The sequence below is a fragment of the Corallococcus sicarius genome, from assembly GCF_003611735.1.
Classification (GTDB): Bacteria; Myxococcota; Myxococcia; order Myxococcales; family Myxococcaceae; genus Corallococcus; species Corallococcus sicarius.
The window spans coordinates 39976-52541 of the sequence record NZ_RAWG01000027.1; the positions used below are offsets into that span (position 1 = coordinate 39976).

At 70.5% G+C, this 12566-nt stretch carries 9 protein-coding genes; 7 read left to right on the forward strand and 2 right to left on the reverse strand.

Annotated features, from left to right (window positions below; translation table 11 throughout):
* Positions 1–158: 158 nt before the first annotated feature.
* Positions 159–1346, forward strand: a complete 1188-nt coding sequence (locus D7X12_RS06370; protein ID WP_120624368.1) for a serine hydrolase domain-containing protein — start codon at positions 159–161, stop codon at positions 1344–1346.
* On the opposite strand, the gene D7X12_RS06375 is transcribed toward D7X12_RS06370, so the two are convergent.
* Entirely contained in the window at positions 1285–2784 is a 1500-nt protein-coding gene (locus D7X12_RS06375; protein ID WP_120624369.1) for a tetratricopeptide repeat protein, read from the reverse strand. The genes D7X12_RS06370 and D7X12_RS06375 overlap by 62 nt on opposite strands.
* Positions 2785–3081: 297 nt before the next feature.
* Between D7X12_RS06375 and uvrA the strand changes: the two genes are divergently transcribed.
* From uvrA to D7X12_RS06405, 6 genes are all read left to right on the forward strand, one after another.
* Entirely contained in the window at positions 3082–5628 is a 2547-nt protein-coding gene (uvrA, locus tag D7X12_RS06380) for an excinuclease ABC subunit UvrA (RefSeq protein WP_120624376.1), read from the forward strand.
* 57 nt (positions 5629–5685) lie between these two features.
* On the forward strand, positions 5686–6732 hold the full coding sequence (gene hemE, locus D7X12_RS06385) for a uroporphyrinogen decarboxylase (protein ID WP_120615835.1): 1047 nt from the start codon (positions 5686–5688) through the stop codon (positions 6730–6732).
* Positions 6733–6869: 137 nt separating this feature from the next.
* Positions 6870–8171, forward strand: coding sequence for an acetyl-CoA C-acyltransferase FadI (gene fadI, locus D7X12_RS06390; protein ID WP_120624370.1), 1302 nt, complete (start codon positions 6870–6872; stop codon positions 8169–8171).
* Entirely contained in the window at positions 8171–10408 is a 2238-nt protein-coding gene (gene fadJ, locus D7X12_RS06395) for a fatty acid oxidation complex subunit alpha FadJ (protein ID WP_120624371.1), read from the forward strand. The genes fadI and fadJ overlap by 1 nt, the downstream gene beginning before the upstream one ends.
* 99 nt (positions 10409–10507) lie before the next feature.
* Positions 10508–11638 carry a mannosyltransferase family protein gene (locus D7X12_RS06400; protein ID WP_120624372.1) on the forward strand — a complete coding sequence of 377 codons (1131 nt, stop codon included), beginning with the start codon at positions 10508–10510 and terminating at the stop codon, positions 11636–11638.
* The gene (locus D7X12_RS06405) at positions 11635–12294 is read left to right on the forward strand and encodes a class I SAM-dependent methyltransferase (RefSeq protein ID WP_120624373.1); all 660 of its coding nucleotides are present in this window, start codon (positions 11635–11637) and stop codon (positions 12292–12294) included. Before D7X12_RS06400 ends, D7X12_RS06405 begins: the two co-directional genes overlap by 4 nt.
* A 32-nt stretch (positions 12295–12326) precedes the next feature.
* On the opposite strand, the gene D7X12_RS06410 is transcribed toward D7X12_RS06405, so the two are convergent.
* On the reverse strand, positions 12327–12566 hold a 240-nt coding region (locus D7X12_RS06410), incomplete at its 5' end, for a ChbG/HpnK family deacetylase (RefSeq protein WP_341868203.1).

Consider the following 12566-nt stretch of genomic DNA (forward strand, 5'->3'; position numbering starts at 1 on the left):
CGTGGGCGGGACGCTCAGCAAGCCGGATGCCATGGCGCCCCCAGAGGGAGACCGCGTCCCGCCATGCTCCACGCGCCCCACCCTGCACGACATGGCTGTCACATCCAGCAGGTGCTTCGATCTGCGCTAAGACGCGAATTTCCAAGGGCGGTGAGACGATGTTCCAACGCGTGGCGCTGGTGTCGCTGTGGTGCCTCATGGCTTGCGGAGGGACGCGGGTGCCCACGGGCCCGGGCTCTCCGCCCGACGCCACGGATGACGGCTGGGCCGTGGCGTCCTTCGAGGACCAGGGCGTGAAGCGCTCCTGGTTCGACGGGCTGGAGCACGACGTCCAGGAGGGCACGATGGAGATGCCCGACGCGGTGGTCGTCGCGCGCGATGGCAAGCTCCTCTACGAGCGCTACTGGAATGGCTTCACGCGCGACGAGGCGCACGACCTGCGCTCGGCCACCAAGAGCCTCACGTCGCTGCTGGTGGGCATGGCGCACGAGCGCGGCATCCTCCCGGACCTGGACGCCCCCGTGCTGTCGCTGCTGCCGCACCTGGCCCCGGTCCGCAACCCGGATCCGCGCAAGGAGCGCATCACCCTGCGCCACCTGCTCCAGATGCGCTCGGGCCTCGCATGTGACGACTGGGACCCGAAGTCGCCCGGCAATGAAGAGCAGATGTATGACACGGACGACTGGGCCCGCTTCATGGTGGATGTCCCCATGCAGGACGAGCCGGGCACCGTGACGCGCTACTGCACGGGCGGCGTGGTGCTGCTGGGCGCCGTGCTGGAGCACGCCAGTGGCCGCTCCGTCGCCGACCTCTCCCGGGAGTGGCTGTTCGCGCCGCTGAAGGTCCAGGACTTCGCCTGGCAGCGCGCCGGCAAGAAGGGCACGGACACCGGCGGCCACCTGCACCTGCGCCCGCGCGACTTCCTCAAGGTGGGCCAGGTGATGCTCGAAGGAGGGACGTGGCAGGGCGAACGCGTCGTCTCCGCGGAGTGGGTGGCGGAGTCCAGCAAGGCGCTCGGGCCGCTGGGTGACATGGAGTACGGGCACCTGTGGTGGAGCGCCCGCTACGTCATCCAGGGCACCCCGGTGGAGGTGACCTTCGCGCGGGGCAACGGGGGGCAGTACGTCTTCGCGGCCCCCTCGCTGGGCCTCACCGCGGCCTTCACCGCCAGTCACTACAACGAGGCCGGCTCCACGCTGCCGCTGGAGCTGTTCGGCCGGTACGTGCTCCCGGCGGTGCTGGGCCACGAAAGGCCGGGGCCGGGGGCGGCGGACGCCCCGGGGCCTACCCGGACTTCGCCGTCGGCGCAGCCGGGGCCGGGACGCACTTCGTCTCGAACTCGGTGAGGCGCCGCTTGAGCTCCTGGCGCGCTTCGTCCGGGGCGCGCTCATGGAGCATGTCGAGCGCACGACGCTCCATGGCCACGGCCTCCGTGCAACGTCCGGTCTGGAAGAACAGGGCCGCCTGGGTGTCCAGGATGAACGCGTTCCCGGGCATCAGCCGCACCGCGCGCAGCGCGGACGCGAGCCCCTTCTGCGGCTGCAGGGTGCGGGCGTAATACCAGGCGAGGTTGTTGTGGGCGTTGGCGCTGTCCGGCAGCAGCTCCGCGGCACGCTTGCGGGCCTGCTCCTGCTGGTCGGACAGGTCGCCTTGCGCGTCCAGCACGGCCGCGAGCATGTCCCACGCGCGTCCGTCCTCCGGGTGCTTCTCCACCAGCAGTCGCGCGAGCTTCAGCTGCTCTGGCTTCTCCATCTTCCCGGACCGCATCTGCTGGGCCTCCACGTGGAGGGGGTCCTCCTTCAACGCCTGATCCAGCTCCAGGTCCAGCTTGCGCTGGCGCTCCGCCCGGGACGTGTCGCCCGGAGCCCCGGTGAAGAGCAGGCCCCGGATGACGTGCACGTCCGCGGGCTCCAGGAGCCGTGTCTGGGTTTGCGTGGGCACCGTCGGCAGCGGCTGGGTGGTGATGGCGTAGCGGCCCAGCCGCACGTAGTTCGTGATGGCCTCCTGGTATTGGAGCTCTCCCTGAAACGCCGCGGCGAAGGCGCGGCGGGGCTCCTCGCCCCGGGACAGCCGGTCCTGGAGGACGCCGAAGCGCTCACCGTGCTCGTTGATCAGGTAGTGCACCCACAGCCACGCCGAGGCGTAGTGGCGCTGCAGCTCCGCCGTGCTCTGCTGCGTCTTTCCGTCCCACTGCCACAGCTCGTCCAGCGTCAGCCAGCCGTGCGAGCGCACATACGCGAGCAATGGCAGGCTGGCCCGGCCCAGCACCACGTCGCGGGTGCTGGGCTTGATGGTGACGGTTTGCAGGTAGGACGCCAGGCCTTCCGAGAGCCAGCGGGGCTGGCGGGGCAGGGCAAAGGCGCTCAGGTAGTGCGCCAGCTCATGCGCCTGGGTCTCCTTGTCGCCGGGGGCGTCTGGCAACAGGTAGCCGCCATCCCCCGTCATCACCATCAGCGGTCCGTCCGCGTCCTGTCTCACGAAGCCCGCGTACTGGCCGCCGGTGAACTCCTCCAGGTCGCGGGGATTGCTCAACAGGACGACGTTGACGCTGCCCGGCGGGTCGAAGTCCGGCCCCCACGCCAGCAGCAGCGCGCGGCGGAACTCCTCCAGCTCCACCGCCGACTGGGTCGCCGCCTTCTCCTCCAGGTTCGTGCGCACGCGGAAGTGCGCGCTGCGCACCTCGCGCCAGGGACGCCCTCCCTCGGCGGGGCACAAGGCCCTGCTCGCCGCGCAGCCTGAAAACAACGCCAATGCCAGCCCCAGAATCCCCAAACGCAAGGTCATGCTCGCGGCTTTTGTCATATCCACGGGATGAAAGACAGAGGCCCCGCGCAGGCTTCGCGTGTCGGGCTTTTCCTCGCTTCCCCTCAATCACTGCTCAATCCTTCCACGACCCGGACGGGTCCACGGTCACCCTCACGCGCACCGTGGCGAGGCGGAGCGCAGGGGTGGGGCCCGCGGTCCTGCCGGGCGCCGCTGTCGTCTTCCGGACGGTGAACCAGGGCGCGCATCGGGATTCCGACGGGGGCGCGCGCGTCGTGGGTGACCGCTCCCCTCGCGGTGGGCAACTTCCGCTCCGGCATGGCTCCTCCGAAAGCGTCCCGCACCCGAAAGAACTCCGACCCCTCCGGCTTCGTGCGCGTGCGCGGGGCCCGTGAGCACAACCTGAAGCACGTGGACGTGGACCTCCCGCGCGATGCGCTGGTGGTCTTCACCGGCGTGTCCGGCTCCGGCAAGTCGTCGCTGGCGTTCGGGACGCTGTATGCCGAAGCACAGCGGCGCTACTTCGAGTCCGTGGCCCCGTATGCCCGGCGCCTGATTGATCAGGTGGGCGTGCCGGAGGTGGACTCCATCGACGGGCTGCCTCCGGCGGTGGCGCTCCAGCAGCACCGGGGGGCGCCGGGTTCGCGCTCGTCGGTGGGCAGCGTGACGACGCTGTCGAACTCGGTGCGCATGCTGTACTCGCGCGCCGGGACGTACCCGCCGAAGCTGGGCCGGCTGGACTCCGACGCGTTCTCCCCGAACACGCCCGCGGGGGCCTGTCCCCAGTGCCACGGCATTGGACGGGTGTTCGAGGTGACCGAGCGCTCCATGGTGCCCGACGACAGCCTGAGCATCCGCGAGCGCGCCGTCGCCGCGTGGCCGCCCGCGTGGCATGGCCAGAACCTGCGCGACATCCTGGTGACGCTTGGCTACGACATCGACAAGCCCTGGCGTGAGTTGTCGAAGAAGGACCGGCAGTGGATCCTCTTCACCGACGAACAGCCCACCGTTCCCGTCTACGCGGGCTTCACGTCCGCGGAGGTGAAGCGGGCCCTGGCTCGCAAGGAACCGCCCAGCTACATGGGCACGTTCACCGGCGCGAAGCGCTACGTGATGACCACGTTCGCGACCACGGAGAGCGCGATGATGAAGAAGCGCGTCGCGCGCTACATGGTGAGCAGTGATTGCTCGCTGTGCCACGGCAAGCGCCTGCGTCGCGAGTCGCTGTCGGTGAAGTTCGCGGGGCTGGACATCGGCGAGCTGTCCCGACTGCCCTTGGACCAGGTCGCGGGCCTGCTGCGTCCCACGGCGGAGGGGAGGGCGGAGGGCACGGAGGCGATGGCCCGCGAGCACCCGGAGAAGGTCATCGTCGCCGAGCGCATCACGAAGGACCTGCTGGCGCGCATCCAGGTGCTGACGGACCTGGGCCTGGGCTACCTGTCCCTGGAGCGCAGCACGCCCACGCTGTCACCGGGGGAGCTGCAGCGGCTGCGGCTCGCCACGCAGATTCGCTCCAACCTCTTCGGCGTGGTGTACGTGATGGACGAACCCTCCGCGGGCCTGCACCCGGCGGACACGGAGGCGCTGCTGACGGCGTTGGACCGGCTGAAGGACGCGGGCAATTCGTTGTTCGTGGTGGAGCACGAGGTGGACGTCATCCGCCACGCGGACTGGATTGTCGACGTGGGGCCCGCCGCGGGTGAGCACGGCGGGCGCGTGCTCTACAGCGGGCCGCCAGAGGGGCTCGCGAAGGTGGAGGCGTCCCGGACGCGGCGCTACCTCTTCGACGAGGAGGCCGTGCGCCGCCGCGCGCCCCGGAAGGCCGCCGGGCGTCTGCGATTGGAAGGGGTGAAGCGCAACAACCTGCGCGGGCTGGACGTGGACTTCCCGCTGGGGGTCTTCACCACCGTCACCGGCGTGTCCGGCTCCGGCAAGTCGAGCCTCGTGAGTCAGGCCCTGGTGGAGCTGGTGGCCGGGAGGCTGGGCCAGACGCTGGCGCCGGAAGAGGAGGAGGGCGAGCCCCTGGACCGCGAGCCCACGGCGGCGAGTGAAGGCCACATCGCGGACGGGATGCACGCGCTCAAGCGGCTGGTGACGGTGGACCAGAAGCCCATTGGCCGCACGCCGCGCTCCAACCTGGCCACGTACACGGGCCTGTTCGACCACGTGCGCAAGCTGTTCGCGGCGACGCCCCTGGCGAGGTCGCGCAAGTACGGCGCGGGCCGCTTCTCCTTCAACACGGCGGGAGGCCGCTGCGAGACGTGCGAGGGCGAGGGCTTCGTCAGCGTGGAGCTGCTCTTCCTGCCCAGCGTGTACGCGCCGTGTCCCACGTGTCACGGCACCCGCTACGACCCGAAGACGCTGGAGGTGAAGTACCGCGAGCGGAACATCGCGGACGTGCTGGGGATGACGGTGGACGGCGCCTTCGACTTCTTCGCCGAGGAGCCGTCCCTGTTGCGGGTCCTCAAGGTGCTGAAGGACGTGGGGCTGGGCTACCTGCGGTTGGGCCAGCCCGCGACGGAGCTGTCTGGCGGCGAAGCGCAGCGCATCAAGCTGGCCACGGAGCTGCAGCGCACCCAGCACGGCGACACGCTCTACGTGCTGGACGAGCCCACCACGGGCCTGCACCCGGCGGACGTGGACAAGCTGATGGCGCAGCTGGAGGGGCTGGTGGACGCCGGCAACACCGTCATCGTCGTGGAGCACGACCTGCGCGTCATCGCCGCCAGCGACCACGTCATCGACGTGGGGCCCGGCGCGGGCAACGCAGGCGGCCGGGTGGTGGCCCAGGGCACGCCCGAACAGGTGGCGCGGGTGAAGGAGAGCCGCACCGCGCCGTACCTTTCGCGCGTCCTCGGTAGATAGGGTACATCCAGGGCCCGTGAAGCTCCCGACTCCCTCCCACCCCCACAAGGTGACGACGTGAACGACCGACTCCTGCGCACGGCGCGCCGCCAGCCCACCGACACCACCCCCGTGTGGCTGATGCGGCAGGCGGGCCGCTACCTGCCCGAGTACCGCGCCATCCGCGGCAACATCGCGTTCCTGGACCTCTGCAAGAACCCGGACCTGGCCGCGGAGGTCACCGTGCAGCCCGTCACCCGGCTGGGCGTGGACGCGGCCATCATCTTCTCCGACATCCTCATCCCCGTGGAGGCCATGGGCATCCACCTGGAGCTCGGGGACAAGGGGCCGCACTTCCCCAACCCCCTGCGCACCGCCGCGGACATCGACAAGCTGGGCGTCCCGGACCCCGTCGAAGGCACCGGCTTCGTCGCCGAGGCCATCCGCCGCACGCGCAAGGCCCTCAACGACTCCGTGCCCGTCATCGGCTTCGCGGGCGCGCCCTTCACCCTGGCCGCGTACATGGTCGAGGGCGGCGGCTCCAAGAGCTACATCGTCATCAAGCGCCTGCTCTTCGAGCAGCCGGAGCTGGCGCACCGCCTGTTCCAGAAGCTCACCGACACCCTCATCCCGTACCTCAAGATGCAGGTGGAGGCCGGCGCCAGCATCGTTCAAATCTTCGACTCGTGGGGCGGTGAGCTGTCCCCCTACGACTTCGAGCGCTTCAGCCTGCCGTACCTCACCCGCATGGTGACGGAGCTCAAGGCCACCGGCGTGCCCGTCATCCTCTTCGGCACCAACATGACGCCGCACCTGCCGCTGCTGAAGCGCACCGGCGCGGACGTCATCGGCCTGGACTGGCGCGTGAACGTGGACGAGGGCCGCCGCATCCTCGGGCCGGACGTCGCCACGCAGGGCAACCTGGACCCGCTGCACCTCTTCCTCCCCCGCGAGGAGCTGGATGCCCGGGTGAAGGACATCCTCGGCCGCGCGGGCCCCATCGGGCACATCTTCAACCTGGGCCACGGCATCCTCCCGCCCAGCGACCCGGACGCCGCGAAGTTCCTCGTGGACGCCGTGCACCGCCACGGCACCGCCCTGCGCCAGGGCATCGCCCTGCGGTAGCACCCCCCTGCCTCCCTGGAGGGGCCGCCCGCCCGCCCGCCTGCCCGGCAGTTGACTCTTGAATCAATCCGGCATTGACGCGGCGCATCGTCGGTCGTTAGAAGCGCCTCACTCGTCGCACAGAGGGTGAGGCACACATGGCAAGCGAGAAGCGCAACGGCCACCGTCGGGTGGCCATCGTTCGCGGATTGCGGACGCCGTTCGCGAAGGCGGGCACCGTCTTCGCGGGACTGACGGCGCTGGACCTGGGCCGCATGGTGGTCCAGGAGCTGGTGCAGCGCACCGACCTGGATCCGAACGAAATCAACCAGGTCGTCTTCGGCCAGGTCATCCCCACGCTGACGGCGCCGTCCATCGCGCGTGAGGTCGTGCTGGCCGCGGGCCTGCCCAAGCGCATTGACGCCTTCACGGTGTCGCGCGCCTGCGCCACGTCCATCCAGGCGCTGGTGGCGGGAGCGAACGCCATCGCGCTGGGGGACGCGGACGTCATCATCGCGGGCGGCACCGAGTCCATGTCGGACGCGCCCATCTTCACGAGCCGCCCGCTGGCGCACGCGCTCGTCGCGTCGTCCAAGGGCAAGAGCCTGCCGGACAAGCTCAAGCCCTTCCAGAAGCTCAAGGGCAAGGACCTGCTCCCCGTGCCCCCCGCCATCGCCGAGTACTCCACCGGCGAGACGATGGGTGAGAGCGCGGAGAAGATGGCCAAGGAGAACGGCATCAGCCGCGAGGAGCAGGACCTCATCGCCTTCAACTCGCACCAGAACGCGGCGAAGGCGTGGAAGGAGGGCCGCTTCAACGACGAGGTGATGCACGTCCTCGTGCCGCCCAAGTACGAGCAGTCCGCCACGAAGGACAACATCGTGCGCGAGGACACCAGCCTGGACGCGCTGTCCAAGCTCAAGCCGGTGTTCGACCGCCGCTATGGCAGCGTCACCGCCGGCAACGCGTCCCCGCTCACCGACGGCGCCGCGGCGCTCATCCTGATGAGCGAGGAGAAGGCGAAGGCGCTGGGCTACGAGCCGCTGGGCTTCCTGCGCTCGCACGCGTTCGCGGCCACGGACCCGGGGGACCAGCTGCTCCAGGGCCCGGCGTACGCGGCGCCCGTGGCGCTCAAGCGCGCGGGGATGAAGCTCGCGGACATCGACCTGGTGGAGATGCACGAGGCCTTCGCCGCGCAGGTGGCGAGCAACATCCAGGCGCTGGCGTCGAAGGAGTTCGCGAAGAAGGCGGGCTTCAGCGGCCCCGTGGGCGAGGTGGACCGCTCGCGGCTGAACGTGACGGGCGGCTCCATCTCCATTGGCCACCCGTTCGGGGCCACGGGGGCGCGCATCGTCACGCAGGCCCTCAACGAGCTGAAGCGTCGGAACAAGAACACGGTGCTGTGCACCGTCTGCGCCGCGGGCGGGCTGGGCGCCGCGGTCATCCTGGAGCGTGCGTGATGGCGACCAAGCATGAAGAGGTCGAGGCGAAGCAGGGCTTGAGCTACGACGTCACGGACGGCGTCGCGGTCATCACCGTGGACCAGCCGGGCGCGCCGGTGAACACGCTGTCCCCGGAAGTGGGCACCGCGTTCACCCAGCTGCTGGAGCAGGCGGAGCGCGACCCGGCCGTGAAGGCCGTGGTGTTCATCTCCGGCAAGAAGGACAACTTCGTCGCCGGCGCCAACATCGACTTCCTCCAGACCATCAAGTCCCCGGATGAAGTCGTGGCCATCAGCCGCGCGGCGCACGCGCAGTTCGACAGGCTGGAGGCCTTCCCCAAGCCCGTGGTCGCGGCCATCCACGGCGCGTGCCTGGGCGGCGGCCTGGAGTGGGCGCTCGCGTGCCACTACCGCATCGCCACCGACAGCCCCAAGACGAGCCTGGGCCTGCCGGAGACGCAGCTGGGCCTCATCCCCGGCGCGGGCGGCACGCAGCGGCTGCCGGCGCTCATCGGCGCGCAGGCGGCCCTGGACCTCATCCTCACGGGCAAGAACGTGAAGGCGTCCAAGGCGAAGAAGCTGGGCGTCGTGGATGAAGTGGTTCCCGTGCCCATGCTGAAGGCGCTCGCGGTGCGGCGCGCGGCGGAGCTGGCGGCGGGCACGCTCAAGGTGGAGCGCGCGCACCAGGGCTTCAAGGCGGTGGCGCAGAGCGGCAAGACGAAGGGCCTCGCCGGCTTCTTCCAGGGCCTCATCAGCAAGGACCTGTGGGCGGAGGCCGCGCTGGAGGACAACCCGATTGGCCGCAAGGTGCTCTTCGACCAGGCGAAGAAGGCGCTCCTGAAGAAGACGCGCGGCAAGTACCCCGCGCAGGAGAAGGCCCTTCAAGTGATCCGCGTGGGCCTGGAGTCCGGGCGCAAGGCGGGCCTGGAGGCCGAGGCGAAGGCGTTCGGTGAGCTGGTGTTCACGGACGTGTCGCGGCGGCTGGTGGAGATCTTCTTCGCCACGACGGCGCTGAAGAAGGAGAACGGCACCGCCAACCCCAGCGTGAAGCCGCGCGAGGTGAAGAAGGTGGGCGTGCTGGGCGGCGGCCTGATGGGCGGCGGCATCGCCTACGTGGCGGGCGTGCTCCAGGGCGTGCCGGTGCGCGTGAAGGACCGGGACGACGCGGGCGCGGGCCGCGCGCTCAAGCAGGTGCAGACCGTGCTGGATGAGCGCGTGAAGCGCCGCTCGCTCACGCACCGCGAGGCGTCCGCGAAGCTTTCGAACATCAGCGCGACCACGGACTACAGCGGCTTCAAGTCGGTGGACCTCATCATCGAGGCGGTGTTCGAGGACCTGAAGCTCAAGCACCAGGTCATCGCGGAGGTGGAGGCCGTCACCGGCCCGGACACCATCTTCGCGTCCAACACCTCCAGCCTCCCGATTGGCGACCTGGCGAAGGGCAGCAAGCGCCCCGCGCAGGTGATCGGGATGCATTACTTCAGCCCGGTCCACAAGATGCCGCTGTTGGAGATCATCACGCACCCGGGCACCGCGGAGTGGGTGACGGCCACCTGCGTGGACGTGGGCCGCAAGCAGGGCAAGACGGTCATCGTCGTCAACGACGGGCCGGGCTTCTACACGTCGCGCGTGCTGGCGCCGTACATGAACGAGGCGGCGTACCTGCTGGCGGAAGGGGCGGACATCGTCCAGTTGGACAAGGCGCTCGTGGACTTCGGCTTCCCGGTGGGGCCCATCACCCTTCTGGACGAGGTGGGCATCGACGTGGCCCAGAAGGTGGGCCCCATCATGGAGGCCGCGTTCGGCAAGCGGATGTCCGCGCCCAAGGCGCTGGAGGGCGTGGTGTCCGACGGCCGCCTGGGCCGCAAGACGCAGAAGGGCTTCTACCTGTACGAGAACGGGAAGAAGCAGGACGTGGACCCCGCCGTCTACCTGCTCCTGCCGCACGGCAAGGACCGCAAGGCGATGGACCCCACGGAGATGGCGGAGCGTTGCGCGCTGCAGATGGTCAACGAGGCCATCCGCTGCCTGGGCGAGGGCATCCTGCGCAGCCCCCGCGACGGCGACGTGGGCGCCATCTTCGGCCTGGGCTTCCCGCCGTTCCTGGGAGGCCCGCTGCGCTACGCGGACAGCCTGGGCCCGGCCAACCTGCTGCGCAAGCTGGAGCACTACCAGGACAAGTACGGCGAGCGCTTCACGCCCGCGCCCCTGCTGGTGGAGAAGGTGAAGGCCGGCAAGGGCTTCTACGAGGCCTGAGCAGGTGACGGACCGGGGCGGGGGAGGGGCTTGAAGGCTCTCCCTGGCCCGGGCCCCGCTTGACGGCGGGGGCGGTTCTGGACCAAGGGCATCCCCTGAATGGTCCGCTCCGCCCCCCGTACCGTCCTGACCGCCGGGCTCGCCGCCCTGGTGGTGTGCACCGCGCTGGTGACGGTGTCCGCGCTCGTCTTCCCGCAGGGCTACAGCCCCGCGCGGCTGACGTGGCCGGGCGCCCCCACGCTCCTTGGCTGGGCGCACTTCGACGCCGGCTGGTACGCGAGCATCGCCACGGAGGGCTACCGCTACACGCCCGGTCAGCAGAGCCCGGTGGCCTTCTTCCCGCTGTACCCGCTGGTGCTGCGCGGCCTGGGCCTGCTGCACGTGGACACGTTCCTCGCGGGGATGCTCGTCACCATGGTGTGCGGGCTGGGGGCGCTCTACGTCTTCACGCTGTGGGCCCGCACGCGGGCGGACGAGGAGTCCTCACGCCACGCAGGGCTGCTGCTGGCGTTCTACCCGTTCGCGTTCTTCCTCTACGGGGCGATGTATTCGGACGCGCTGTTCCTGCTGCTCGTCATCGCGGCGTTCCTGCTGCTGGAGCGGGGGCAGTTGGGGTGGGCGGTGCTGCTGGCCGCCGTGGCCACCGCGGCGCGGCCCGTGGCGCCCGCGCTGGTGGTGGGGTTGCTCGCGCGGCGGCTGGAGTGGAAGCACGAGCGCGGCCTCAAGTGGAGCGCAGTGGACCTGCTGCCGGTGCTGGCGGCGGCGGGCTTCGTGCTCTACATGCTCTACCAGTGGCAGGCCTTCGGGGAGCCCTTCGCGTTCGTGAAGGTGCAGTCCGCCCCGGGGTGGGATCAGCAGCCGGGCTGGCGCACCTGGGTGAAGCTGCGCTGGTTCCAGGGCTTCAGCCGGGACATGCCGTTGTCGGATGGCCTGCGGCTCGTGGGGCACGCGGCCTTCACCCTGGGGGCGCTCGCGCTGGTGTGGCCGTGCGCGAAGCGGCTGGGGTGGGGCTATGGCGTCTACGTGCTGGCCATCGTGGGACTGCCCGCCCTGTCCAGCAAGGACTTCATGGGCATGGGGCGCTACCTGCTGGCGGCCTTCCCGCTGTTCCTCACGCTGGCGCTGCTCCTGCGGGAGCGGCCGAGGTGGCGCCTGGGCGTGCTCGCCACGAGCGCGGTGTTGATGCTGGCGCTGACGGTGGCGTACGGCGCCGCGGAGTACGTGTCATGAGCGGGCTTCTGGAACAGGCGCTGGCGCGCTACGCGGGGCTGCCCGCGGGAGAGCGCTTCCATGTGCACGCGCGGGCGTCGTCGGCCCCGCTGCTCGCGGTGGTGTCGCGCCTGCCGCCGGGGACGGTGGCGGACATCGGCTGCGGGCACGGGTTGCTCTCCGCGTTGATGGCGCTCGCGGTGCCGGAGCGGCGGGTGCTGGGCGTGGACCTGGATGCGCGCAAGGTGCGCTGGGCGCAGCAGGCGCTGGCGGGGCTGCCCAACGTGACGCTGTCGGTGGGGTCGGTGGAGCAGCTGGCCCAGGCGCATCCCGGCACGCTCGACGCGGTGGTGGTGTGCGACGTGCTGTACCTGTTGCCGGACGACCAGTGGCCCGGCTTCCTCAAGGCCGTGCGCGGGCTGCTCCGTCCCGGGGGGCGCTTCCTGTTGAAGGAGGTGGAGGGGGACGGCTCCTGGAAGCACGCCAAGGCGCTCGCGCAGGAGTGGGTGATGGTGTCGCTCCTGGGGCGCACGAAGGCCAGCGGAGGCATGGTGCTCAAGCCGCGCGTGGACGGCGTGCGGCTCCTGCGGGACGCGGGCTTCGAAGTGCGTGAGGTGGTGGGCCTGGGCGAGGGCTACACGACGCCGCACCTGCTCTACGACGCCGAGGCCCGCTGAAAGAGGCACATGGCCCGCCGATGCCCGGATGATCAGCTAAGCGCGCCGTAGCTCGAAAGCGCGATGCCCCGCTCCACGAGCTTCGCCTTCACCCGGGGGCTCGTGAGCGCCGCCAGCTCCGCGCCCCAGCTGTAGCGCCACGCCGGGTCCTCCGGCACGTGCGGCGCCCCCTCGCCGGGATGGCACCCCAGCTCGAAGTCTCCCGCCGGCAGCGCGTCCAGGACGGAGAGCAGCGCGGCCTCATCCAGCCGGCCCGCCTCGAACACGCCCCC